Origin of the sequence: Pseudomonas putida S13.1.2, assembly GCF_000498395.2 — a bacterium.
GTDB classification, from domain to species: domain Bacteria; phylum Pseudomonadota; class Gammaproteobacteria; order Pseudomonadales; family Pseudomonadaceae; genus Aquipseudomonas; species Aquipseudomonas putida_Q.
This window is the reverse complement of the sequence record NZ_CP010979.1, coordinates 6,361,766-6,387,262: the sequence shown is the minus strand read 5'-3', so window position 1 is coordinate 6,387,262 and position 25,497 is coordinate 6,361,766. Positions and strand designations below refer to the sequence as shown.

The following is a 25,497-nucleotide window of genomic DNA, read 5'->3' as shown; positions in this document are numbered from 1 at the left end:
TAATGAAACACCCACACGGAGCGTAGCGGCCATGAGCGATGCGCAAAGCGAGAAAACCCCGGGCCTGTCTGCAGATGAAGAGCAGGAAGTCAGCCACAACCAGCCGCCGCGGGCGGCAGTGCTGCACGAGATCATTCGCTACCAGGGCGACCAGGAGCTGGAGCGCACGCTCGCCGCGCTGTGGTGGTCGGCACTGGCCGCCGGCTTGTCCATGGGGTTGTCGCTGATGGCCATGGGGCTGTTCTACGCCCGCCTGCCGGACGGTGACAGTGCCCAGGTGGTTGCCAGCATCGGCTACAGCGCAGGCTTTCTTGCCGTTATCCTGGCACGCCAGCAACTGTTTACCGAGAACACCCTCACCGCCGTGCTGCCGGTCATGACCGCCCCTACCCTGGCCAACTTCGGTCGCCTGTTGCGCTTGTGGGGCGTGGTATTGCTCGGCAATCTGGCCGGTACCCTGCTGGTGGCCTGGGTCATGCTGGAGCTGCCGATCTTTGACAGCAAGACCGATGTGGCCTTCCTGGAGATCGGCCGCAAGGTCATGAAGAACGACATCAGCCAGATGTTTGCCAAGGGCATCGTCTCGGGCTGGATGATCGCCACCATGGTCTGGATGATTCCGTCCATGGAGCACGCCAAGATCTGGATCATCCTGATGATCACCTACCTGATGGCGCTTGGCGACTTTACCCATATAGTAGTGGGCTCGGTCGAAGTGTCTTATCTGGTCTGGGCCGGCGATGAGACCTGGCGCAGCTTCTGGCTGGAGTTCGCCTTGCCGACCCTGGCGGGCAACATCATTGGCGGCAGCTTTATCTTCGGCCTGATCAGCCATGCCCAGGTACGCAGTGACAGCGGCAAGCCACCCTCGCAATTATTGAAAGACGACCAGGACCGGCCCTCGCGCAGCAGGGACGACAAAAGTTGAAGCTCAGCGTGCCGCCATTGTGCGCTCGTTCGCCTGGCCCCGCTGACGCAAGGGCCGCGGCTGCCACCAGTTCTGCCCGGGATGTGGTGAGTCAAGGCTGACCCGCTCGCCCATCTGCGGGGTGCTCAAGCGCACCTGAGCCTGGTTGGCCAGTGTCAGTATGCGTTCGAAGGGCTCCTGCCAGCTGTGGGTGGACAGGTCGAAAGTGCCGTTGTGAATCGGCAGCATCCAGCGCCCGCGCAAATCCACGTGGGCCTGCAGGCTCTGCTCTGGCTGCATGTGCACATCGGGCCAGGCCACGTTGTAGGCGCCGGTTTCAATCATGGTCAGGTCGAACGGCCCGAAACGCTGGCCAATCTGTTTGAATCCGTCGAAGTAACCGGTATCGCCACTGAAGAACACCCGCACATCATCATCGATGATCACCCACGACGCCCATAACGTTCGATTACTGTCCAGCAGCCCGCGCCCGGAAAAGTGCTGCGCCGGGGTAGCGACGAAGCGCACGCCTTCCACGACGCTTTCTTGCCACCAGTCCAGTTGCCGGACTTTCGCCGGGGCCACACCCCAGCTCATCAGCAGCTCGCCCACGCCCAGTGGCGCCAGAAACACCCCGGTGTGCGGCGCCAACTGGCGAATCGCCTGCTCGTCGAGGTGGTCGAAGTGATCATGCGACAGCACCACCGCAGCCAGCGGCGGCAACTGGTCCAGCGCCAGCGGCGGTGCATGGAAGCGCAACGGGCCGGCCCACTGTACAGGGGAGGCGCGCTCGGCGAACACCGGGTCGGTAATGAAGAAACGCCCGCGCAACTTCAGCAATACCGTGGAATGGCCCAGGCGCCACAAGCTGTGGTCCGGGGCATCGAGCACCTGCTGGCGGGTCATGGGCTGGAGGCTGATCGGCGAGGCTGGCCGGGTTTGTGGCGGTTTGGGCAGGAACAGGTACTTGAGCCCGATGCGCAGTTTTTTCAGCACGCCATCCTGCTGCTGTATTACCTGGTTGTGAAAACGCCCGTCCCGCTGTGGTGCCGGCTCGCCGGCGTGGTTGGCCAAAGGAACCATCAGCAACACTCCAAGCAACAGAAGAGCCTTCATGCTACCCCACAGTGATCGGATCAACCGTGAATTGGCTTGTAAGGTCATTTTTCGCCGATCAAACAGTGTTCAACAATATTCACATGCGTTATGCGATAAACGGTACCCCGGCAGAAGAACAATGACCATGATGGACAATCGCAGCGGCAAAGGCCTTTCATTCGTCAAGCGCATCTACCTGCCGCGCGTTATCGGCATGGGCATCGGTCTGCTCAGCGTCATGGCCGGCATGGCTCCGCTGACGCCGCCTGCCTGGTTATGGGGGCTGCTGCTGTTCAACGGGCTGCTGTGGCCGCACGTGGCCTACTGTTGGGCTACCCGCTCGGCAACCCCTTACCAGGCGGAACAGCGCAATTTGCTGCTCGATTCACTGATGGGCGGGTTCTGGACCGCCGCCATGCACTTTAACCCGCTGCCCAGCGTGACCGTGCTGTCGATGATGACCATGAATAACGTCGCTGCCGGCGGCAAGCGGCTGGTCGTGCGCGGGGCACTGGCCCAGCTGGCCGGCATGCTTGTCGCCGTTCTGGTGCTCGGCGCCGGCCTGCAGCTGAACGCCACACCCCTGCAAGTTTATGCCTGCCTGCCAATGCTGACGTTGTACCCGCTGGCCCTGGGCTGGGTGTGCTACCAGCTGGCGATCAAGCTGGCCGACCACAAGCGCCGGCTGAGCGCGCTGAGCCTCACCGACAGCCTGACCGGGCTGCTCAACCATGGCGCCTGGAAAGACCTGCTGCTGCTGAAGTTCCAGGCCTGCAGGCTGCAACAGGGGGACGCGGTCATTGCCCTGATCGACATCGACCATTTCAAGACCATCAACGACACCTTCGGCCACGTGGTCGGCGATTGTGTACTGCGCCAGCTCAGTGCCGAGCTACGGCGCAACCTGCGCGAAGGCGACCAGGCCGGACGGTACGGCGGCGACGAGTTCTGCGTGATCCTGCCGGCCACCAGCGAAGCTCAGGCCTGTCACGTCATGGAGCGCCTGCGCGAACGGGTCGCCAACTACCGTAACCCGCAGTTGCCGCACCTGCGCATCAGCCTCAGCATCGGCCTGTCAGCGTTCGAGGCAGGCCTTGAGTCCCCGGAACACTGGCTGGACCAGGCGGACAAGGCGCTTTACACCGCCAAGCACGCAGGCCGAGACCAAGTCAATTTTGCCCGCGGCGAGGCTGCGACGCTCAGGCTGGCCTATCCTGATTGAACCTCCTGCCTGATTGCCCGGTGGGGGCTGCTTGAAGGAGCCGCTCGCGCATGGCCAGGACCGCCAACCTTCCACCCGCAAGCCCGACGCCGCGTTTTCAGGTACGCCACCTGATTGCTGGTTTCAGCACAGTGTTCGGGCTGGCCTGCCTGGTCATCCTCGGCGCCTTGTTCAATATCGCGACCACGCTCGACCAGCAGGAGCGCGAGCGTAGCGCCTTCCATGCGACCCAGGCGCTGGAACAACGGCTGCTGGCCTCACGCCGGTTTCTGTCCAGCTATGCCGTATGGGACGCGGCCTTCGAGCACTTGGCGGGGCACGCCGACTGGCAATGGGCCTACGAGGAAAAGAACATAGGCGAGTCGCTGTACAGCGCCAGCGGCTACGAAGGGGTGTTCGTGGTGGAAAACGACCGCACCACCTACGCCCTGTTCAAAGGCCAGCCCAGCCAGGCAGGCGCCAACACCTATATAGACGCAACGCTCCAGCCAATCATCGACCAGGCCCGTGCGGCAGCCATTCCCCGCGAGCAGATCACCCGCTTCGTATTGTTCAATGGCTGGCCAGCCATACTCAGTGCCGCAGCCATACGCCCGGACCGCGATGTCACCGACAGCGAGGTAAGCCAGGCGCCGGTGATGCTGTTCGTTGACCAGCTTACCGAAGAAAAACTGGCGCAGCTGGGCAAGGGTGCAGGCCTGGCCGGCATGCACGTGGAAAAGGAAGACATGCAGCAGCATGACCACCTGCGTATCGAGCTGGGCGACACCGGCTATCACTTGTCCTGGAGCAGCCCGCTGCCTGGGCACCAACTGTTGTGGGCGGTAATGCCAGCCCTGTTGGGCGCACTGCTGATACTTGGCCTGATCATGCTCTACCTGTTCCGCCTCACCCTGCGCAGCTCGCGGGCAATCGGCCTCACGCTTTCGCACCTGCAGCAGAGCAACCAAGCGCTGGAGGCCAGTGAACAGCGCTTTCGCGCAGTGGCCGAGTCGGCATCTGACTGGATCTGGGAAACCGACCGGCAACAACGCCTTACGTACCTGTCGCAGCGCTTTGCCAACGTCACCGGCTACCCGCTGGACGACTGGCTGGGCCACCCGCTCAACCAGTTGCTGGCCTGCGATACCACGCCGCTCTCGCCCTGGCTGGACGCCCTCGCCAACGCGGACCCTCAGCATCTGGCCAACCTGCGCTGTACTTACCGCGACCAGAATGGGCAGAACCGCTACTGCAGGATTTCGGCCCGCGCCATCTGGCATGACGACACACCCATCGGTTTTCGTGGCACCGCCAGTGACATCACCGACGAAGTCGACGCCCACGCCCGCATCCAGCACCTGTCGCTGCACGACCCGCTCACGGGCCTGGCCAACCGCAACAAGCTCGCCAGGCACCTGGAGCAGGCCCTGCTGCGCGGCAATGAATCACCGCCACTGACCTTGCTGTTGCTGGATCTGGACAACTTCAAGCCGATCAACGACTCCCTCGGCCATGCCGCCGGGGATGCCGTGCTGCAGGAAGTGGCGACGCGCCTGCGCGACACTACCCGCGATGGCGACCTGGTCGCACGCCTGGGCGGCGACGAGTTCATTGTGGTCCTCAGCGGCATGGATAACCGCAGCGAAGTCGACCGCTTCTGCGCACGCCTGATCGGCCTGCTGCAGCAACCCATCAGCTTTGACAGCCAACCGCTGCACGTCGGGGTCAGTATCGGTGTCGCACAGACCCGCACCCAAGGTTTCGATGCCGGCGAACTGATCCGCTGCGCCGACATCGCCCTGTACCAGGCCAAGGCCGATGGCAAGAATACCTGGCGCTATTTTGCCGCCGAAATGAACCAGCAGATCCAGTATCGCCGCCAGTTGGAAAACGACTTGCGCCGGGCATTGCGCAACCAGGAGTTCGTGCTGCACTACCAGCCACGCTACCGCCTCAGCGACCTGCGCATCGTCGCGGTCGAAGCCTTGCTGCGCTGGCAGCACCCACAGGAAGGGTTGCTGGGGCCGGATACCTTCATCCCGCTGGCCGAGCAGAGCGACATCATCGTCGCGCTGGGCCGCTGGGTGCTGCGCGAAGCCTGCCGCACTGCCCACGACTGGCCCGCCGACATTCTGGTTTCGGTGAACCTGTCGCCTGCGCAGTTCCTGCGTAGCGATGTGGTCGCCGACGTGCGTGAGATCCTTCTGGACACCAGCTTCCCGGCCCAGCGCCTGGAGCTGGAAATTACCGAAAACGTGATGCTCAACGACATCGAGGGCGCGCTGGGCACCATGCTGTCGCTCAAGGAGCTGGGGGTGCGCCTGAACATGGACGATTTTGGCACCGGCTACTCATCGCTGGGCTACCTGCGCACCTACCCGTTCGACAGCATCAAGATCGACAAGCGCTTCATCAGTGGCCTGAACAGCAACGGCGGCAGCGATCGCGCCGTGGTCCAGGCCATCATCAGCCTGGGTGAGGCGATGGGGTTGACGGTGACGGCCGAAGGCGTGGAGAGCGAACAGCAGCTCAGCGCGCTGGAAAAGGACCACTGCCACGAAGTGCAGGGCTTTTACCTGAGCCGGCCACTGGACAGTGCAGGGCTGGCGGCGCTGCTGCAGCACCCCTCTCAAAGCACTGCACAGCCTTTGTAGGAGCAGCCTTGTGCTGCGAAGAGGCCGGTACAAGCTGCACAGTTGATGGTGGCTTCACCGGCCTCTTCGCAGCACAAGGCTGCTCCTACAAGGGCCGGGTTTATTGCTGCATGCTGCGTTCGGCCACGATCTCTGGCAGATCCCGGCGGCGCAGGTAGGCGCGCAGTGGCTCAGCAATGTTCAGGCGGTCATCCACATGCTGCTCCAGCAGCAGTGCCAGCCGCTCACGGCACAGCGCCATGCGCTGCCCTTGTTCGGGGCGCCAGACAAACTCGTTGCAGGGGGTAATGCTGTCGTCGGCCACGTCCATGCCGAACGAGTCCTCGGAAAAACGCACAATATGAACGCCGCGCTTGCCATGAAAACCGACAAAGCCCTTGAGCTGGTCGGCGGCGTTGCAAATGTCCTGGGAAGTGATGGCCATGACGTAACCTCGCAATGAATCGAAAGATACGCACGCCTGGCGGGGATCGGTCGCCTCTACCGGGCAACTCGCAAACTGGAGCCTAACGCAAGTGCCAGGCCGTTCGCCACGGGTTTTGGTGCTTGCCCCGCACGTCTGTACCTTCGCCCGGCACCCTGTTCAGCGTTCACTTGGCGCTGGGTCGACCTGCGACGCCAGCACCGCCGCCAGCCACTGCATGAACGCCTGAACCCGGCGCGGCACGTGCCGTTGCCGGGCATACAGCAGTGACACCGGCATGGCCGGGGCCTGCCAGTCTTCCAGTAGCGAAACCAGCTCGCCTCGCTGCAGATGCTCGGCCACACCCACCGCCGGTACCTGGATCAACCCCAGCCCGGCCAGGCAGGCCGCCGAGTAGGCCTCGGCGTTGTTGACCGTGACCACACCGGCCATGGCCTGGTAATGCAGCTCACCACCTTGCAGGTATTCGAACCCGGCGCTGCGCCCACCCAGGGTACGCACGTAGTGCACCAGCTGGTGCCCGGCCAGCTCCTGCGGCGTCTGCGGCACGCCGTAGCGGGCCAGGTAGGCGGGGCTGGCACAGTTGCGCATGCTCAGTTGCCCGACCGGCCGCGCCACCACATCCAGGTCATGCAGGGCTCCTATGCGCATCACACAGTCAAACCCTTCGCGCAGCAGATCGACCTGGCGGTCAGTGCTACTAAGCTCCACCTCCAGCCGCGGAAAGCGCTGCAAAAACTGCGGCAACGCCGGGATGATGACCCGCCGGGCCATCATGGTCGGCAGGTCTATGCGCAGGCGCCCTGCCAGCTCGGCATCGTCGGCGCTGAACAGGCTCTCGATCTCGTCCATGCCTGACAGCAGGTCCTTGCTACGCTCGTACAGCAAGGCGCCATCCTGGGTCGCCTGTACCCGGCGGGTCGTACGGTTGAACAACTGCGTACCCAGCAAGCGTTCCAGCGCCTTCACCTGCTCTGACACAGTCGAGCGTGGCAACCTCAGGCTCTCGGCAGCCAGGGTGAAACTGCTGACCTCACTGACCCGCACGAAGGTGCGCAACAACTCAAGCTTGTTCATTCGGCCTCGACTATCCGGTTCTGGCGAACAGTATTTCCATTTTTACAGGATTTAACAGCCTCGCGCCGACCAATAACCTGCCCTCATCCACCCACCCTGAGGTATTCACCATGACCCGCAAAATTGCCCTGATCACTGGCGCCAGCCGCGGCCTTGGCCGTAATGCTGCCGAAAACCTGGCCGCACGCGGTATCGATGTGGTTGGCACCTACCACCGCAAGGCGGACGAAGCCCAAGCCGTAGTTGCCCGACTGGAACAGGCCGGAGTCAAGGCAGCCATGCTGCAACTGGACGTCAGCGACAGCAGCAGTTTTGCCAGCTTCACCGAGCGCCTGGGCAGCACGCTGCAGCAGCACTTTGGCCGCGAGCGTTTTGACTTTCTGGTGAACAATGCCGGGATCGGCCTGAACGTGCCGTACACAGAAACCAGCGAGGCGCAGTTTGACCAGTTACTGAATATTCAGCTCAAAGGGCCGTTCTTCCTTACTCAGCGCCTGCTGCCGCTGTTGGTCGACAATGGCCGCATCGTCAACATTTCCACCGGCCTGGCGCGCTTTGCGCTGCCGGGGTATGCCGCCTATGCCGCGATGAAGGGCGCAATGGAGGTGCTGACCCGCTACCAGGCCAAGGAACTGGGCGCACGTGGCATTCGCGTGAACATTCTGGCGCCGGGGGCGATCGAGACCGATTTTGGCGGCGGCGTGGTGCGGGATAACCAGCAGGTGAATGAATACATTGCCGGCAATACGGCGCTGGGCCGCGTGGGCTTGCCGGATGATATCGGGGCAGCGATTGCGCTGCTGCTGGAAGACGGCAATGGCTGGATTACCGGGCAACGGTTGGAAGTGTCGGGCGGCATGTTCCTCTGAATCCGAGAGTTTGGGGCCGCTGTGCGGCCCATCGCGACACAAGGCCGCTCCCACAGGAGTACTCGATCACGTGTAGGAGCGGCCTTGTGTCGCGATGGGCTGCAAAGCAGCCTCCCAGGGCCTCCACTATTGATCGCGGTGCTCATGCACCTGCACGCTCGCGGTCATGCCTGCACTCAGGGTCACCCCTTCCGGTACCTGGTCCAGGCGAATCCTTACCGGTATGCGTTGGGCCAGCCGCACCCAGTTGAAGGTTGGCTCCACCTCCGGCAGCAACTGGCTGTCGGGGTTACTGTTGCGGTCGGTGATGCCGCGGCTGATGCTTTCCACATGCCCTTGCATCGGTTCGCCGGCGCCCATCAGCCAGACTTTCACTGTGTCCCCCACACGAATACGCGGCAGCTTGGTTTCCTCGAAATAGGCCTGGATATAAAAGGTCGAATCATCCACCAGGGCCATTACCGATTGCCCGGTGTTCACATAGTTGCCCTGCGCCAGACGCAGGTTGGTGATATGCCCGCTGCGCGGTGCGCGCACTTCACTGCGCGCCAGGTTGATCTTGGCCACCTGCAACTGCGCTTCAGCTTCATGCAGTTCGCCGCGGGCGATAGCGGCATTGATCTGGGCGTTTTCACGCAGCTCGGCACTGATCGCCTCTGGCCCCAGGGCGGTACGCCGGGCTGCCTCGCGCTCGCGCAAGCGCAGTTGCTGGGCGCGGGTCTCTGTTACCGCGCTGGCCTGGTCGAAGGCCGCCTGGAAGCGCTCGCGGTCGATGCTCATCAGCAGGTCGCCCGCCTTGACCTGCTGGTTATCGCGGGCCTTCAGCTCACGTACCCAGCCGGAAACGTCAGGGGCGATCACCACCACATCGGCGCGCACACGGGCGTCGCGGGTCCAGGGCGTAAGCATGTAGTACTGCCACAGCTGGTAGCCGGCCCACACGGCCAGAGCCACCACACACAGCGTTACCAGGGTACGTACGGCCGCACGCATCGAAACACTCCTTTATAAAGCTCCCAGCAGCCTCACCACCAGGAACAACACACAAACGAACAGCGCTGCGTCGAACAACGCTTCATGCCAGATCCAGCGCCCCAACGGCGTCGCCTGCACCACCAGGCGCAGCACGCCGGTGAGCACCAGTGCCAGCAACACATAAAGCAGAAACGGGCTGAGCAGCACGCCGCCCACTTCCCATTCACGCAACCCCATGGGCTTCCTCCTGCCAACGGCACCATTTGCCCCAGCTTTTCTGCAATTGCAGCACCGCACCTTCGGCCAGCCGCAGCGGGTCACTCGCAGGCAGCCGACGCAAGGCGGCAATGAACTGTTCACTGGCGGCGTCCAGGCGCTGCCCGCGCCCGCCGGCCGGCCCTTTGGCCAGTACCGCTTCTACCTGCTGCAAGTACTCGCGCTCGGCCCGCCCCAAGGGGGCTTGGGCGACCGCCAGGCACATGCGCAGGTGCACCAGTTCATCGCCGATATCCAGCCCATGCAGGCCGTCATCCCAGCGCTTGCGCTCGCTTTCGGGCAGCTCACCAGCATGCCGCGCCAGTTGCATCAGGCGGTCGGCCATGCGCCCGCCAAACCAGCTGTCGGCACCGCGCAGGTCACGCCGGGTCAGGCGCACCAGGTCGCTCTGGGTGGCTGCCCGCAGACGCCGGCCCAGCCAGGCTGGGTGGCGGAACACCAGTAAACGGAAGGCCATCACCGCTGCCGACACCCCCACCAGCATCGCCAGTGCACTGTTGAGCATGGTCGCCACACCAAACTGCATGGCGTTGAGCGGGGACACCAGCACAATGAAGTGCAGGCAATAGGAAGTGGCGGTGGCCCCGGTGCGTGGGTGGGCCATGCCCAATGCGCCGAGAAACAGCGGCACGCCCATGCCCAGGCAAAGCATGGCGAAGCTGCTCCATTGCGGCAGCAGGATCTGCCCGACCAGAAATGCCGCAGGTATCGCCAGAAAGATCCCACGCAGAAAGCTCAGGCCAATCTGCGCGCCGTTCTCGCGGCTGGCGAACAGGCTGCAGACCACGCAAGTCAACACCAGGCCACCCGGCGCCGAAGGCCACGCTGTCGCCAGCCAGAAGCCGCTCATCACCAGAAAGGCCAGTGCGCTGCGTGAGCCGAACAGCAAGGCCAGCGACCAGTCGCGGTGCACGGCCAAGCCTTGGGACACATCCTTGGGCGCCCTGCCCGCCTCCACATCCTCCAGCGCCAGGCTGGCGGCCATGGCGTAATCCAGTAGCAAGGCCATGCGCGCCAGGCAGTAGTGCTCCGTCGAACTGATCTGCTCATCATGGGCGGCATCCCAGATGCGCTGGCGCAGCAGCAACAGGCTGGGCTGGTCGGGTTTGGCCAGAAGCGCGCGAACCTCTTCCAGCCAGTGTGCCAAGTGTGCTGCCTCACGCTCATCGAGTTGCCGCCACTGCCGGCGCACCGAGCGCGAGATGCGCAACAGCACCATCAGCTTCTGGCTCAGACCACGAATGGCGCGGGCACGCTGGCGCCCGCGGTTGCCCTCGAACCAGGCATGTTCACGCTGGCTGTCGATGGCAACGATACGCCCCAGGCTCTCCAGCAAGCCTTTGCGCGCCTCATCCTCGCCGCCCAGCATGGCACTGGCAGCCTGCAGGCCGTTCTGCCAGGCCTGCCGGGCCTGCCCGCCCAATTGCTGCTCCACCCGCATTGGCCAGAGCAAGGCACTGGTGGCGGTGGCGCAACAAATGCCCAGGCAGATCTCGGTACAGCGCGCCACGGCCTGGTCGAACACCTGCAACGGGTGATCGATGGCCGGCAAGGCAATAATCGCCGCGGTGTAGCCAGCCAATACAAAGGCATAGGCCCAGGCGCTACGCAGTTGGGTCGAGGCAGCAGTGCACAGCGCCAGCCATAGCGCCAAGGTAATGAGGAACAAGCCAGGGGTCTGGGCAAACAGGCCGATGAACACCACTGACATGACCGTGCCGACCAAGGTACCGGCCAGCCGTGCCAGGCCTTTCTGCACCACCATCCCTGACAGTGGCTGGGCGACGATGAAGGCGGTCATCAGTGCCCAGGACGGCTGTTCCAGGCCCCAGCGCATCGCCAGCCACAACGCCAGGCCGCCACCGAGCAAGGTCTTGATGGCGAACTTGAGGGCGAGGCTGGTGGGGGCGAACAGGGCCTGAAGGGTGATGGGCACTAGGCGGACCTTGCGGGGGATGGTCGTACTGAAAAGATAGACAATAGAGAGAAGGATAATGCGGAAACGATTAATTAGCTAGCTAATCATCTTTATTGGAACATCGGTAAGCCTGTGGCGGCCCTTTCGCAGCACAAGGCTGCTCCTACAGAGATCCCATGGAGTCAGGCATCGCGATCAACCTGTAGGAGCAGCCTTGTGCTGCGAAAGAGCCGGCACAGGCAACACTTAAATCCCAGGCAAAAAAATGGGCGACCGAAGTCGCCCTAAATGCCTTGCGTGCTCGTGTACCTGAAAGGTCAGCGCGGCTTGCGCTTGTTCGAGTCCTTCCAGATGAAAATGCCCAGACCGGCAAAGAAAGCCACCATCAACCCGACCGTTACCACACCAGCGATAACCACGTTGTCGAAGAACATGCTGGCCTCCCATTCGTCTGCCGTTGTCCGATGGGTGAACGTTAACCAATGTGAGGGGGGAGAAAATTGATCAGGGTCAATGGTGCCCGGGGCCGGGCACGCGAGGCGGTTGCAGGGTTGACCTGCGTCAAGTTTCAGCGCTTCTTCGGTTTGCCCTTGGGCTTCTTTTTCTTGCTGGTGCTCAACGGCAGGGCCTGCTCGAACGCGTTGCGCATTTCGTTCAGGCGCTTTTCCTTGAGGTCGTGGACGCGCTTGGCGCGTTCGGCATCAAAATCGATGAGGTTGTCTTGGCTCATGGGCGGGCTCGACGATCAACTGAGGCTTGCATGATGAAGCCAGGCGCAGGCGCTGACCAGCCCCGCGTCAGACTTCGATGTCCACCAGCAGACCCTGGCGTACGTGCTCGCCCATCAACGGGGCGACCGGCACGGTGTTGTCAGCGTTGACCTCGTCACCTGGCACGGCACTGTAGCGATCCTGCTCGCCCTGCTTGCGACGTTGCTGCTGGCGACGCTGCTCCTCGCGCAGCAACAGCACCTGCTCCTGCGGGTCGCGCTGGTGCTTGAGGTCGATGCCACTTTCGCTGGACGCAGGCTGCGCCGGCACCACCGGCTTGATGTCGGGGGTCGGCTTGACCGGGTCCAGTTGCGAGGTCACCGGGGCGGCGCTGAGCGGGATGATTGGCGGCAGCATGGACGTTCTCCTATGCCCCCTGTATCGGCAGGCGCGGGTCTACCTTGATGTCATGGACAACAATTACTCGGCTTCGTCGTCAGGGTCATCGTCGCTTGGCGGGCTGGCTTCGCTCCAGGGCCGCTTGTAAACCTGCTGCCAGACCGCATCCATGTGGTCGCGCAGCACCTGCGGCGCGGCTTTGAGTGAGGCACTGTCATCCCGGTCACCGCCGATCGGCTCCTCACCCGCCGGGCTGATCAGCGACTGGCCGGTGATGGTGTAGCTGGCCTGCCCTTCGCGCATCTCGATAGCGATATCGTGCGGGTCGATGCCGCCGCCACAGAAGGCATGGCTGGCCACCGTAACCTCGGCGACACCGTCCTTGTTCAGGTCGCTGACATCACTGACGTCGGTATAGAAGTCCACGTCCAGGTCCAGCCCCGGGCAGGTGGTTTCCTGCTCGATCTGCCAGCGTGCCTTGAATGCATCGCTTTCGGCAGTGCGCCCGTACAAGGTGGCCTTGAGCACCACCTTGTCCACTTCCTGTTCGCTTTCAGGGTCGCTGGCCTGGCCATCGCTGCGGCTCAATACCAACAGGCCTTCACCGTCGCGGTCACGAAAGTGCACGCTCTTGATCGGCGTCTGCACGCCCAGTACCTCAAGCTGCTCCATCGGGATGGCGGGCAAGGCCTCGAAGTTTTTCTGCTCGCAGGCGGTCAGCAGCAGCAGGCTGCCCATGGCCATGGAAGCGCTGATCCAGCGGTGCTTGGCAGACATGTTGATCCGGGGCCCTCGTCAGCTGCACGGTGCGAAGCGATGAAACGGCTAGACTGACTTACTTCCTGTTGTCGTTCGGCACCTTTCGGTGCGTTCGCACTTTGGTCTGACCGGCCGATCCGTTAACATAATCGGCTTTTTCATCGCGGGAGTTCAGGCAGTATGGCGCAGCAGTATCAACCGGGGCAACGCTGGATCAGCGACAGCGAAGCAGAGCTCGGCCTGGGTACCATCCTGGCGCAGGATGGCCGCCTGTTGACCGTGCTCTACCCGGCCACTGGCGACACCCGCCAGTATTCCCTGCGCAACGCGCCGCTGACCCGCGTGCGCTTCTCGCCAGGTGACCAGATCACCCACTTCGAGGGCTGGAAGCTGACCGTGCGCGAAGTCGATGACATCGACGGGCTGATGGTCTACCACGGCCTGGACGCGCAAAACCAGCCGCGTACCCTGCCAGAAACCCAACTGTCGAACTTCATCCAGTTCCGCCTGGCCAGCGACCGGCTGTTCGCCGGGCAGATCGACCCGCTGTCTTGGTTCAGCCTGCGCTACAACACGCTGCAGCACACCAGCAAGCAGATGCAGTCGGCGCTGTGGGGCCTGGGTGGCTGCCGTGCGCAACCGATCGCGCACCAGTTGCACATCGCTCGCGAAGTCGCCGACCGCAGCGCTCCGCGGGTACTGCTGGCCGACGAAGTGGGCCTGGGTAAAACCATCGAGGCTGGCCTGGTGATTCATCGCCAGCTGCTGTCGGGGCGCGCCAGCCGCGTGCTGATCCTGGTGCCGGAAAACCTCCAGCACCAGTGGCTGGTGGAAATGCGCCGCCGCTTCAACCTGCAGGTAGCCCTTTTCGATGCCGAGCGCTTTATCGAAAGCGACGCCAGCAACCCGTTCGAGGATGCCCAGCTGGCGCTGGTTGCGCTGGAATGGCTGGTCGACGACGAAAAGGCCCAGGACGCACTGTTTGCCGCTGGCTGGGACCTGATGGTCGTCGACGAGGCCCACCACCTGGTCTGGCACGAAGACCAGGTCAGTGCCGAATACGGCCTGGTCGAGCAACTGGCCCAGGTGATCCCGGGCGTGCTGCTGCTCACCGCCACCCCCGAGCAGCTTGGCCAGGACAGCCACTTCGCCCGCCTGCGCCTGCTCGACCCCAACCGCTTCCACGACCTGGCGGCCTTCCGCGCCGAGAGCGAGCACTATCGCCCGGTGGCTGAAGCCGTGCAGGAACTGCTCGACGAAGGCCGGCTTTCGCCCAAGGCCCACGCCACCATCCAGGGTTTCCTGGGTGCCGAAGGCGAAGCCCTGCTGGCTGCGGTCAGCGACGGCGACAGCCAGGCCAGCGCACGCCTGATCCGCGAACTGCTGGACCGCCACGGCACCGGCCGCGTCCTGTTCCGTAACACCCGTGCGGCGATCCAGGGCTTCCCTGAGCGCCAGCTGCACCCTTACCCGCTGGCCACACCCGAGCAGTACCGCGACCTGCCAGCCGGCGAGCACGCCGAGCTGTACCCGGAAGTTGCCTTCCAGGCTCAAGGCGATGTGGCTGAAGACGAGCGCTGGTGGCGTTTCGACCCGCGCGTCGACTGGCTGATCGACACCCTGAAGATGCTCAAGCGCACCAAGGTGCTGGTGATCTGCGCGCACGCCGAAACCGCCATGGACCTGGAAGACGCCCTGCGCGTGCGCTCCGGCATCCCGGCCTCGGTGTTCCATGAAGGCATGAACATCCTCGAACGCGACCGCGCCGCCGCCTACTTCGCCGACGAAGAATTCGGTGCGCAAGTGCTGATCTGCTCCGAGATCGGCAGCGAAGGCCGCAACTTCCAGTTCGCCCACCACCTGGTGATGTTCGACCTGCCAGCGCACCCGGACCTGCTCGAACAGCGCATCGGCCGCCTGGACCGGATCGGCCAGAAGCACACCATCCAGTTGCACATCCCGTACCTGCTGGGCAGCCCGCAAGAGCGCCTGTTCCAGTGGTACCACGAAGGCCTTAACGCCTTCCTCAACACCTGCCCCACCGGCAACGCCCTTCAGCACCGGTTCGGCCCACGCCTGCTGCCGTTGCTTGAAGGTGGCGAGAGCAAGGCCTGGGATACCCTGGTGGCCGACGCCCGCAGCGAGCGCGAGCGCCTGGAGGCAGAATTGCACACTGGCCGCGACCGCCTGCTGGAACTCAACTCGGGCGGTGCCGGCGAAGGCCAGGCGCTGGTCGAGGCCATTCTCGAACAGGACGACCAGTTTGCCCTGCCGATCTACATGGAAACCCTGTTCGACGCCTTCGGCATCGACAGCGAAGACCATTCCGAGAACGCCCTGATCCTCAAGCCGAGCGAAAAGATGCTCGATGCCAGCTTCCCGCTGGGCGACGACGAAGGCGTGACCATCACCTACGACCGTGCCCAGGCGCTGTCGCGTGAGGACATGCAGTTCCTCACCTGGGAGCACCCTATGGTGCAGGGCGGCATGGACCTGGTGCTGTCCGGCTCGATGGGCAACACTGCCGTGGCGCTGATCAAGAACAAGGCACTCAAGCCGGGCACCGTCCTGCTCGAATTGCTGTTCGTCAGCGAGGTGGTGGCACCACGCAGCCTGCAGCTGGGCCGCTACCTGCCGCCGGCGGCACTGCGCTGCCTGCTCGACGCCAATGGCAACGACCTGGCCTCCCGCGTTGCCTTCGAAACCCTCAACGAGCAGCTCGAAAGCGTGCCGCGCGCCAGCGCCAACAAGTTCGTCCAGGCCCAGCGTGACGTGCTGGCCAAGCGCATCAGCGGCGGTGAAGAAAAGATCATGCCGACCCACGTCGAGCGCGTAGCTGAAGCCCAGCGCCGCTTGGCGGCTGAGGCCGACGAAGAGCTGGCTCGCCTGGTGGCACTGCAAGCGGTAAACCCGAGCGTGCGCGACAGCGAGATCGACGCCCTGCGCAAGCAGCGTGAAGAGGGCCTGGCGATGCTGGACAAAGCCGCACTGCGCCTGGAAGCCATTCGCGTTCTGGTGGCTGGCTGATCTGACAAGCCCTCTGGTGGCCTGACCACCCTCTGTAGGAGCAGCCTTGTGCTGCGAAGAGGCCGTATGCCCCACAAGATTATTGTGAGGCATACGGCCTCTTCGCAGCACAAGGCTGCTCCCACACCTATATGCCCCCTTTTTATGCCTGCTGGCGATTGGGTTGATAACCAAATCGTCGGAATCAATGTGCCATTATTCAGGAAGGCTTAAACACCTCTTCCTATACTGCCTCTGGACAGTCTGCACAGGGTTGTAGCGCAGACGAGTGAAAACTCGATCATGGGGCACTCAATGGAATGGCTGGGGCTGCAACTGTTCGCCGACCTTCCGGCAACCGGGCGTATCGTTATCGATTGCCGCCATGAGCCGTTTCTGGTTTTGCTCGCCTACTTCGTTGCTTGCGCGGCTTGCTTCGCGACCCTGGACATGGCCGAGCGCCAGTCCCACAGCGAAGAGCCCACTGCACACCGACAATGGCACATGCTTGGCGCCTGCTGCCTGGCCGGTGGTATCTGGGCCATGCACTTCATCAGCATGCTTGCCTTCCAGGCGCCGGTAGAGGTGCACTACGACGTCTCCCTGACCATTCTTTCGCTGCTCATCGCCCTGGCGGTCGCCTGGGTAACCATGCGCAGCCTCGACCGCAGCCAGATGCGCGCGCAGCACTTCCTGCTAAGCGCCGTACTGATCGGCCTGGGTATTATCCTCATGCACTTTGTCGGCATGGCTGCGATGGAAACCGGCGCCCGTCAGTATTACCAGACTGGCCTGCTGCTGGCCTCTGCCGCCATTGCCCTGCTCACCAGCCTGGCTGCGTTATACCTGGCCCGTTACTTCAGCAATGGCAGCGGCACCCTGCACCAGGCCATGAAGTACGGCGCCAGTCTGCTGATGGCCGGTGGTATCGTCGCCACCCATTTCACCGCAATGTCGGCCATGACGTTGGTGATCCCGGCCGACACCGCACTGCGCCTGCCCTCTGGCGACAACAGCCTGCAACTGGCGCTGGGCATTGGCTTTATCACCCTGCTGATCAGCGGCGCCAGCATCAGCGCCGCACTGGCCGACAAGAAGCTGCAGAGCAAGGAGCACGACCTGCGCCGGGTCAACGTACTGCTCAGCCAACTGGACCAGGCCCGCGCTTCGCTGCAGCAGGCCGCGCACTACGATGCCCTGACCAACCTGGTCAACCGCCGTGGCTTCAACCAGGTGTTCGCGGAGCGCCTGGCCGAACACCACGCCACTGAAAATCGCCTGGCAGTGATGGTCCTCGATATCGACCACTTCAAGCGCATCAACGACAGCCTCGGCCACGACGCCGGAGACGAACTGCTCAAGGTGATTGCCAACCACATCAAGGCCGCCACCCGCCATCAAGACCTGGTCGCACGCCTGGGCGGCGACGAGTTCTGCGTGGTCACCAGCCTTGGCAACTGCGACGAAGCCCGCCACCTGGCACAACGCATCATGCAACGGATGAAAGAGCCCATCGACCTGGGTGGCCGGCGTATGGTCATGACCACCAGCATTGGCATCAGCATATTCCCCGACGACGGCACCAGCGCCGAAGAACTGCTCAAGCATGCCGACCTGGCCCTTTACCAGTCCAAGGACAGTGGGCGCAACAGCCTGCACTTTTTCAACGAGAGCCTGAAAACCCAGGCCTCCCTGGCCTTGCAACTGGAAGAGGAACTGCGCCTGGCCCTGCTCGAAGAGCGCGGGTTGGGTGTGCATTACCAACCCATCTTCGACATGCGCAGCGGGCAGGTGGCCAAGCTCGAAGCCCTGGTGCGCTGGCATCACCCGCAGCACGGCCTGCTGGGGCCCGACCGCTTCATCGGTATTGCCGAAGCCAATGGCCTGATCATCGACCTTGACCTATGGGTAATGCGCCACGCCTGTGCCGACCTGGCGCACCTGCAGCGCCACGGTCATGGTGATATCAAGGTGACGGTCAATTGCTCGGCAGTAACCCTCAGCCACGACGAACTCCCCAACGAAGTGGAAAAAGCATTATTCCACGCCGGGCTCGCGCCTCGTCACCTGGAGCTGGAAGTGACCGAAAACGCCCTGATGGGCGACATCCAGCGTACCGTCAACCTGCTCAAGCGCATTCGTGCGCTGGGCGTGGCGCTGTCGATCGACGACTTCGGCACTGGCTACTCGTCACTGGCCTACCTCAAGCGCCTGCCGCTGGACATACTGAAGATCGACCGTACCTTCCTGCAGGATGTGCCAGGCAGTCAGAAAGACCGCGAGATCGTTCAGGCGATAATCGCTATGGCGCATACCCTGCATTTGCAGGTCGTCAGCGAAGGCGTGGAAACCGTCGAACAGCAGGCATTCCTTGAGAACCATGGCTGTGACTACCTGCAAGGCTACCTGCTGGGCCGCCCGGTGCCGCTGGCCGACCTACAGCCGCTAATGGAGCGGCTGCAGCGCCAACGCGAGGTAATCAGCCCTTGTTGCGGTACAGTTCTACAAGGGTCGCCGGATCTTTTTGCAAGTAACCCTGGCTACCGTGCAGGCGCATCAATTGCGCGGCGAGGCCACTGAGCGGCGTCGCCGAACCCTGCTCACGGGAAAACCTGACTGCGCCATCGAGGTCCTTGAGCAGCGTGCGCACGTGCCACTTGATCGGCTCGAAGCGGCTTTCGGCCATTTGCGGCGCGAGGATCTGCAGCGGCTTGGAATCGGCAAACCCCCCGGCCAGCGCTTCGGCGATCAGCGTCGCATCCACCCCGGACTGTTCAGCCAGCGCCACCACTTCGGCAATCACCAGGGCATTGCATGCCACGATCATCTGGTTGCAGGCCTTTGTCACCTGCCCCGCCCCCACCGCCCCCATGTGCGTCACCCGCTGACCAAGCACCTGCAGCACTGGCCGTGCACGCTCCAGGTCCGCCGCTTCCCCGCCAACCATGATCGCCAGAGTACCGGCCTCTGCACCTGGAGTGCCGCCAGACACCGGAGCATCGAGCCAGGCCATGCCGCACAGTACTGCGAGTTCGGCGGCCATTTCACGGGTGGCGGTGGGTTCCAGGCTGGAGAAATCGATCAGCAACTGGCCACTGCGCCCCCCCAGGGCAATGCCTTGCTCGCCGAACACCACCTCACGCACCACGGCCGTGTCGGCCAGGCACAACATCACCATGTCGCTGTCCTGGCACAGTTGCGCGGGGCTGCTAGCCAGGCGCGCGCCGGCGGCGACCAGCGCGGCGCACTTGTCCGGGCTACGGTTCCACACGGTCAGCGGGTACCCCGCCGCTAACAGACGTCGGCACATGGGCAGGCCCATCAGGCCAATGCCGGCGAATCCAAGCGAAGGTAGTGCAGTGCTCATGAATGACTCCCGACTATTTCGAATTATTTTCCAGGCTGATCAGAACGCTGGACACATTACGCATCCCGTAAACTGTTACCGCCACGCCGAATTGTTACTTACCTCTACCCGCCTTGAACGCCTTCAAGCACCAAAACGGGGCTGCTGCGCATTTTTGCGCACCAAAAAAGATCATGCATCAACCGGGCGCTTCACCTGAATGACGATGAACGGCGAAACCACCACTGCCCAGATCTCTGGATCGCGGCTTTGCAGCTCCAGTGCCTGCTCGGCCGTCACCGGCCCGACAGTGCCATCACTACGCCACTTGGCGAAGATCTCGCCGCGATTCTCGGCCATCGCTTCGGCAACTGTGATCAGGTCCAGGCTGGGGTCGACCCAAATCAGGTCACCCTTGGCCCAGAAACGCTCCAGCGCCTTCCACTCGATGATTGCTGTCTCGCCAAGCAATTTGGCATAGAGGGTGCTTGTTTGATCAGTCATGGGCGGTATCCGCAAAAATCGGCCAATAAAAAAGGTCGGCATTTTTGCAGAAAAACCCGGGTACAAATATGTAATTTGGTCGATTGACCCCGAACTTGTGGGGCGGGGTCGCAGATACAGGCAATTTAATGGCGCCTTTTTGTATCTTTCTGTCGAGCAAGCGACAACCCAGGAAACAGGCACTTTTTGACCGCTTTTCAAGCGCTCGAACAGCGCTCTACACTGTACCGGTACAGTTCCGGGACATGTTCCGGGGGAAGGTGGGCTTGCGCGTTGGCATGGCCACGCCGCAAATCCCGCCCGGTCTGTAGCCCTGGCCGCCAGGACTATAAGAATTACAACAGAATGAGTGGAGCACTATGATCAAGATTTCCAAGCTGTTCGCCGCAATGGTACTGGCCGGGGTAGCCAGCCATTCGTTTGCCGCCGATACCATCAAGATCGGCATCGCCGGTCCGAAGACGGGTCCTGTGACCCAGTACGGCGACATGCAGTTCATCGGCGCCAAACAGGCCATCAAGGACATCAACGCCAAGGGCGGCGTCGATGGCAAAATGCTTGAAGCCAAGGAATACGACGACGCGTGCGACCCTAAACAGGCCGTGGCAGTCGCCAACAAAGTGGTCAACGACGGTGTCAAGTTCGTCATTGGCCACCTGTGCTCCAGCTCTACCCAGCCTGCGTCCGACATTTACGAAGACGAAGGCGTGATCATGATCACCCCCGCCGCTACCAGCCCGGAAATTACCGCGCGTGGCTACAAAATGATCTTCCGTACCATCGGCCTGGACAGCGCCCAGGGCCCGGCGGCCGGCAACTACATCGCCGACCACGTCAAGCCGAAGGTCGTTGCGGTGCTGCACGACAAGCAGCAGTACGGTGAAGGCATCGCTACTGCGGTCAAGCAAACCCTGGAGCAGAAAGGCACCAAGGTCGCCGTCTTCGAAGGCCTGAACGCCGGTGACAAAGACTTCTCCTCGATCATCCAGAAGCTCAAACAGAACAACGTCGACTTCGTCTACTACGGCGGCTACCACCCGGAGCTGGGCCTGATCCTGCGCCAGGCTCAGGAAAAAGGCCTGAAAGCCAAGTTCATGGGCCCAGAGGGCGTGGGTAACGACTCGATCTCGCAGATCGCCCAGAACGCCTCCGAAGGCCTGCTGGTCACCCTGCCGAAGTCGTTCGACGCCGATCCTGAAAACAAGGCCATCGTCGACGCCATCAAGGCAGACGGCAAAGACCCGAGCGGCCCGTTCGTGTTCCCTGCCTACTCGGCTGTCCAACTGATCGCCGAAGGCATCAAAGCGGCCAAGTCCGAAGACGCCGAGAAGGTGGCAGCGGCCATCCACGCCGGTACCTTCAAGACCCCGACCGGCGACCTGTCGTACGACGCCAAAGGCGACCTGAAAGACTTCAAGTTCGTGGTCTACGAATGGCACTTCGGCAAGCCGAAGACCGAAGTCTCCCCTCAGTAACTGCGTGACTAAATAGCTGACCTACGAGCCCACTGTGCGAGCAGTGGGCTTTGTTTTACGAGGTTCATGGGCCCGACCCCCGCGATCCGGGGGCGAGCTCACCTGAAAATCTTAAAACCGTCACCCGCGGTTTCCTGGCATACCCCCGCCAGCGAAATGCAAATCAGGTTTTTAGGAGCGCTGTAATGCCTGAGATCTACCATTTCTTCCAACAACTGGTTAATGGATTGACCATCGGCAGCACCTATGCCTTGATCGCCATCGGCTACACGATGGTGTACGGCATCATTGGCATGATCAACTTCGCCCACGGCGAGGTGTACATGATCGGTTCCTACGTGGCCTTCATCGCCCTGGCGGGCCTGGCCATGATGGGTATCCATTCGCTGCCAATCCTGATGACCGTTGCCTTCGTCGCGACGATCTTCGTCACCAGTGCCTATGGTTACAGTATCGAACGGGTTGCCTACCGCCCCTTGCGCAACAGCAACCGTCTGATCCCGCTGATTTCCGCCATCGGCATGTCGATCTTCCTGCAGAACACCGTCTTGCTGTCGCAAGACTCCAAGGACAAGTCCATCCCCAACCTGATCCCCGGAAGCTTCTCGTTCGGGCCAGGCGGTGCGGAGGAAGTTCTGATCAGCTACATGCAGATCCTGGTGTTCGTGGTCACCCTCGTGGCAATGACCCTGCTCACCCTGTTCATCTCTCGTTCCCGCCTGGGCCGCGCCTGCCGTGCCTGCGCGGAGGACATCAAGATGGCCAACCTGCTGGGCATCAACACCAACAACATCATCGCCCTCACCTTCGTCATCGGTGCCGCCCTGGCAGCCGTGGCGGCCGTGCTGCTGAGCATGCAGTACGGGGTGATCAACCCCAACGCCGGTTTCCTGGTGGGCCTGAAGGCCTTCACCGCGGCGGTGCTGGGTGGCATCGGCAGTATCCCGGGCGCCATGCTCGGCGGGCTGGTGCTTGGCGTGGCCGAAGCGTTTGGCGCCGACATCTTCGGCGACCAGTACAAGGACGTGGTGGCATTCGGCTTGTTGGTTCTTGTCCTGCTATTCCGGCCGACCGGCATCCTGGGCCGCCCGGAGGTTGAAAAAGTATGAACAAAAATCTCAAACAGGCGTTCTTCAGCGCCTTGCTGGTCTGGGCCGTGGCCTTCCCGGTGCTGGGCCTGAAACTGAGCATCGACGGCATCAGCCTGGTCGTGCACAGCCAGGGTTCGTTCACCCTCAGCATCATCGCCGTGTGCTCGGTATTGATGTTCCTGCGCGTGCTGTTCGACAAGCAGTGGAGTTCGGTGATGGGCAGCCGTTCGGATCGCAAGCTGATCCCGCCGGCCGTAAGCAACTACCTGACCCTGCCCAAGACCCAGCGCTATGTGATCATTGGCCTGATCGTCGCTGCCCTGGTGTGGCCGTTCTTCGGCTCGCGCGGTGCGGTCGACATTGCCACGCTGATCCTGATCTACGTGTTGCTGGGCCTGGGCCTCAACATCGTGGTCGGCCTGGCAGGCCTGCTCGACCTCGGCTACGTCGGTTTCTACGCCGTCGGCGCCTACAGCTACGCCATGCTCTCGCACTACCTGGGCTGGAGCTTCTGGGTGTGCCTGCCGATTGCCGGCCTGATGGCCGCCACCTTCGGCTTCCTGCTTGGCTTCCCGGTGCTGCGCCTGCGCGGTGACTACCTGGCGATCGTGACCCTCGGCTTCGGCGAGATCATCCGCCTGTTCCTGCGCAACCTCACCGACTGGACCGGTGGCCCCAACGGCATCAGCAACATCCCCAAGCCAGAGTTCTTCGGCCTGACCTTCGAACGCCGTGCCGCCGAGGGCATGCAGACCTTCCATGAGTTCTTCGGGCTGGAATACAACTCGATCAACAAGGTCATCTTCCTCTACCTGGTGGCCCTGCTGCTGGCCCTGCTGGCGCTGTTCGTCATCAACCGCCTGCTACGCATGCCCATCGGCCGTGCCTGGGAAGCCCTGCGTGAAGACGAGATCGCCTGCCGCGCACTGGGCCTCAACCCGACCGTGATCAAGCTCTCGGCATTTACCCTGGGTGCCTGCTTCGCCGGTTTCGCCGGCAGCTTCTTCGCTGCGCGCCAAGGCCTGGTGACACCGGAGTCGTTCACCTTCATCGAGTCGGCGATCATCCTCGCCATCGTCGTGCTTGGCGGCATGGGCTCACAACTGGGCGTGATCCTCGCGGCCATCGTGATGATCCTGCTGCCCGAGCTGATGCGTGAGTTCAGCGAATACCGGATGCTGATGTTCGGTGCGCTGATGGTGTTGATGATGATCTGGCGTCCGCAAGGCTTGCTGCCTATGCAACGTCCACACATGGAGCTGCATCGATGAGCCGTGAAATTCTGCAAGTCAGCGGCCTGAGCATGCGCTTCGGCGGCTTGTTGGCGGTCAACGGCGTGGCCCTGACCGTCAAGGAAAAACAGGTGGTGGCGCTGATCGGCCCGAACGGCGCCGGCAAGACCACCGTGTTCAACTGCCTGACCGGTTTCTACAAACCCAGCGGCGGCACCATTCTGCTCGATGGCCAGCCGATCCAGGGCCTGGCCGGCCATCAAATCGCCCGCAAGGGCGTGGTGCGGACCTTCCAGAACGTGCGCCTGTTCAAGGAAATGACCGCGCTGGAAAACCTGCTGATCGCCCAGCACCGTCACCTGAACACCAACTTCTTCGCCGGCTTGTTCAAGACCCCGAGCTTTCGCCGCAGCGAGAAGGAGGCCATGGAACGCGCGCAGTACTGGCTGGAGAAGGTCAACCTGACCGAATTCGCCAACCGTACCGCCGGCACCCTCGCCTACGGCCAGCAACGCCGCCTGGAAATCGCCCGCTGCATGATGACCCAGCCGCGCATCATCATGCTCGACGAACCGGCGGCGGGCCTGAACCCGAAGGAAACCGAAGACCTCAAGGCACTGATCGCCTACCTGCGTGAGTCGCACAACGTCACCGTGCTGCTGATCGAGCACGACATGAAGCTGGTGATGAGCATCTCCGACCATATCGTGGTGATCAACCAGGGCACCCCCCTGGCCAACGGCACGCCGGAAGAGATCCGCGACAACCCTGATGTGATCAAAGCCTACCTGGGGGAAGCGTAAATGCTGAAGTTCGAAAACGTTTCCACCTTCTACGGCAAGATCCAGGCGCTGCACAGCGTCAACGTGGAGATCAACCAGGGCGAGATCGTCACCCTGATCGGTGCCAACGGCGCCGGCAAGTCGACCTTGCTGATGACCCTGTGCGGCTCGCCGCAGGCGCACAGTGGCAGCATCAAGTACCTGGGTGAAGAACTGGTCGGCCAGCCGTCCTCGCACATCATGCGCAAGAGCATTGCCGTGGTGCCTGAAGGCCGCCGCGTGTTCGCCCGCCTCACCGTCGAAGAAAACCTGGCGATGGGTGGCTTCTTCACCAACAAGGGCGACTATCAGGAGCAGCTGGACAAGGTATTGCAGCTGTTCCCGCGCCTGAAGGAGCGTTATATCCAGCGGGGCGGCACCATGTCTGGTGGCGAGCAGCAGATGCTCGCCATTGGCCGGGCGCTGATGAGCAAGCCCAAGCTGTTGCTGCTCGACGAGCCTTCGCTGGGCCTGGCGCCGATCATCATCCAGCAGATCTTCGACATCATCGAACAGCTGCGCCGCGATGGCGTGACCGTGTTCCTGGTGGAGCAGAATGCCAACCAGGCGCTGAAGGTCGCTGACCGCGCCTATGTGCTGGAGAACGGCCGGGTGGTGATGCAAGGGACGGGTGAAGCCCTGCTGACTGACCCGAAGGTGCGCGACGCGTACCTCGGCGGTTAAACGGGAAAGGGCCTTCGGGCCCTTTTTTATGCCTGCCAGAAATGCATTGCCAGTACCGGCCCCTTCGC

At 62.6% G+C, this 25,497-nt stretch carries 23 protein-coding genes; 11 read left to right on the top strand and 12 right to left on the bottom strand.

Translation table 11 applies throughout. The annotated features are described in order from the left end of the window. Positions 1–31: 31 nt before the first annotated feature. Positions 32–928 carry a formate/nitrite transporter family protein gene (locus N805_RS28245; protein ID WP_019473340.1) on the top strand — a complete coding sequence of 299 codons (897 nt, stop codon included), beginning with the start codon at positions 32–34 and terminating at the stop codon, positions 926–928. A 3-nt stretch (positions 929–931) separates the two neighbouring features. Here the strand turns inward: N805_RS28245 and N805_RS28240 are convergent, their stop codons facing one another. Continuing rightward, positions 932–2,023: an MBL fold metallo-hydrolase gene (locus N805_RS28240; RefSeq protein WP_026034658.1), complete on the bottom strand. Its 1,092-nt coding sequence runs from the start codon at positions 2,021–2,023 to the stop codon at positions 932–934. Positions 2,024–2,153: 130 nt separating this feature from the next. Between N805_RS28240 and N805_RS28235 the strand changes: the two genes are divergently transcribed. Continuing rightward, the gene (locus tag N805_RS28235; protein ID WP_026034657.1) at positions 2,154–3,227 is read left to right on the top strand and encodes a diguanylate cyclase; all 1,074 of its coding nucleotides are present in this window, start codon (positions 2,154–2,156) and stop codon (positions 3,225–3,227) included. A gap of 50 nt (positions 3,228–3,277) precedes the next feature. Continuing rightward, the gene (locus N805_RS28230) at positions 3,278–5,863 is read left to right on the top strand and encodes an EAL domain-containing protein (RefSeq protein ID WP_019473337.1); all 2,586 of its coding nucleotides are present in this window, start codon (positions 3,278–3,280) and stop codon (positions 5,861–5,863) included. Between the two features lie 100 nt (positions 5,864–5,963). Here the strand turns inward: N805_RS28230 and N805_RS28225 are convergent, their stop codons facing one another. Further along, positions 5,964–6,287, bottom strand: coding sequence for a DUF2025 family protein (locus N805_RS28225; protein ID WP_019473336.1), 324 nt, complete (start codon positions 6,285–6,287; stop codon positions 5,964–5,966). Between the two features lie 159 nt (positions 6,288–6,446). After that, complete coding sequence (locus N805_RS28220; protein WP_019473335.1) at positions 6,447–7,364, bottom strand: LysR family transcriptional regulator; 918 nt, start codon at positions 7,362–7,364, stop codon at positions 6,447–6,449. A 110-nt stretch (positions 7,365–7,474) separates the two neighbouring features. On the opposite strand from N805_RS28220, the gene N805_RS28215 reads away from it, so the two are divergent. Further along, positions 7,475–8,233 (top strand): SDR family NAD(P)-dependent oxidoreductase, encoded by a 759-nt coding sequence (locus N805_RS28215; RefSeq protein ID WP_019473334.1) that lies wholly within the window; start codon positions 7,475–7,477, stop codon positions 8,231–8,233. 126 nt (positions 8,234–8,359) lie between these two features. Here the strand turns inward: N805_RS28215 and N805_RS28210 are convergent, their stop codons facing one another. From N805_RS28210 to N805_RS28185, 7 genes are all read right to left on the bottom strand, one after another. Further along, entirely contained in the window at positions 8,360–9,226 is an 867-nt protein-coding gene (locus tag N805_RS28210) for an HlyD family secretion protein (protein ID WP_019473333.1), read from the bottom strand. 12 nt (positions 9,227–9,238) lie between these two features. Further along, a complete protein-coding gene (locus N805_RS28205; protein ID WP_019473332.1) occupies positions 9,239–9,445 on the bottom strand; it encodes a DUF1656 domain-containing protein in 207 nt (68 codons plus the stop codon). Then, positions 9,432–11,420: an FUSC family protein gene (locus tag N805_RS28200; protein ID WP_019473331.1), complete on the bottom strand. Its 1,989-nt coding sequence runs from the start codon at positions 11,418–11,420 to the stop codon at positions 9,432–9,434. Before N805_RS28200 ends, N805_RS28205 begins: the two co-directional genes overlap by 14 nt. Positions 11,421–11,719: 299 nt before the next feature. Next, a complete protein-coding gene (gene ccoM / locus N805_RS31185) occupies positions 11,720–11,836 on the bottom strand; it encodes a cytochrome c oxidase subunit CcoM (RefSeq protein ID WP_003254862.1) in 117 nt (38 codons plus the stop codon). 134 nt (positions 11,837–11,970) lie between these two features. Further along, entirely contained in the window at positions 11,971–12,132 is a 162-nt protein-coding gene (locus tag N805_RS30845; protein ID WP_003254864.1) for a hypothetical protein, read from the bottom strand. Between the two features lie 67 nt (positions 12,133–12,199). Beyond that, positions 12,200–12,529, bottom strand: a complete 330-nt coding sequence (locus tag N805_RS28190; RefSeq protein ID WP_019473330.1) for a hypothetical protein — start codon at positions 12,527–12,529, stop codon at positions 12,200–12,202. Between the two features lie 63 nt (positions 12,530–12,592). Next, positions 12,593–13,288, bottom strand: coding sequence for a M949_RS01915 family surface polysaccharide biosynthesis protein (locus N805_RS28185; protein ID WP_019473329.1), 696 nt, complete (start codon positions 13,286–13,288; stop codon positions 12,593–12,595). Positions 13,289–13,450: 162 nt separating this feature from the next. On the opposite strand from N805_RS28185, the gene rapA reads away from it, so the two are divergent. Together rapA and N805_RS28175 are read left to right on the top strand one after the other, a co-directional pair. Then, positions 13,451–16,297 carry an RNA polymerase-associated protein RapA gene (rapA, locus tag N805_RS28180; protein ID WP_019473328.1) on the top strand — a complete coding sequence of 949 codons (2,847 nt, stop codon included), beginning with the start codon at positions 13,451–13,453 and terminating at the stop codon, positions 16,295–16,297. 294 nt (positions 16,298–16,591) lie between these two features. Then, a complete protein-coding gene (locus N805_RS28175; RefSeq protein WP_019473327.1) occupies positions 16,592–18,856 on the top strand; it encodes a putative bifunctional diguanylate cyclase/phosphodiesterase in 2,265 nt (754 codons plus the stop codon). Here the strand turns inward: N805_RS28175 and N805_RS28170 are convergent. Beyond that, complete coding sequence (locus N805_RS28170; protein WP_019473326.1) at positions 18,756–19,643, bottom strand: NAD(P)-dependent oxidoreductase; 888 nt, start codon at positions 19,641–19,643, stop codon at positions 18,756–18,758. The genes N805_RS28175 and N805_RS28170 overlap by 101 nt on opposite strands. 171 nt (positions 19,644–19,814) lie before the next feature. Continuing rightward, positions 19,815–20,126, bottom strand: a complete 312-nt coding sequence (locus N805_RS28165) for a DUF2288 domain-containing protein (protein WP_019473325.1) — start codon at positions 20,124–20,126, stop codon at positions 19,815–19,817. A 359-nt stretch (positions 20,127–20,485) separates the two neighbouring features. On the opposite strand from N805_RS28165, the gene N805_RS28160 reads away from it, so the two are divergent. The 5 genes from N805_RS28160 to N805_RS28140 all read left to right on the top strand — a co-directional run bounded on the left by N805_RS28160 (position 20,486) and on the right by N805_RS28140 (position 25,429). Continuing rightward, complete coding sequence (locus tag N805_RS28160; protein ID WP_019473324.1) at positions 20,486–21,601, top strand: branched-chain amino acid ABC transporter substrate-binding protein; 1,116 nt, start codon at positions 20,486–20,488, stop codon at positions 21,599–21,601. 185 nt (positions 21,602–21,786) lie between these two features. Further along, positions 21,787–22,710 (top strand): high-affinity branched-chain amino acid ABC transporter permease LivH, encoded by a 924-nt coding sequence (gene livH, locus N805_RS28155; protein ID WP_008097482.1) that lies wholly within the window; start codon positions 21,787–21,789, stop codon positions 22,708–22,710. Continuing rightward, a complete protein-coding gene (locus tag N805_RS28150; protein WP_019473323.1) occupies positions 22,707–23,963 on the top strand; it encodes a high-affinity branched-chain amino acid ABC transporter permease LivM in 1,257 nt (418 codons plus the stop codon). Before livH ends, N805_RS28150 begins: the two co-directional genes overlap by 4 nt. Beyond that, positions 23,960–24,727: a high-affinity branched-chain amino acid ABC transporter ATP-binding protein LivG gene (gene livG, locus N805_RS28145; RefSeq protein WP_019473322.1), complete on the top strand. Its 768-nt coding sequence runs from the start codon at positions 23,960–23,962 to the stop codon at positions 24,725–24,727. Before N805_RS28150 ends, livG begins: the two co-directional genes overlap by 4 nt. Continuing rightward, entirely contained in the window at positions 24,728–25,429 is a 702-nt protein-coding gene (locus N805_RS28140; protein WP_016498257.1) for an ABC transporter ATP-binding protein, read from the top strand. The last annotated feature ends 68 nt before the right edge of the window (positions 25,430–25,497 follow it).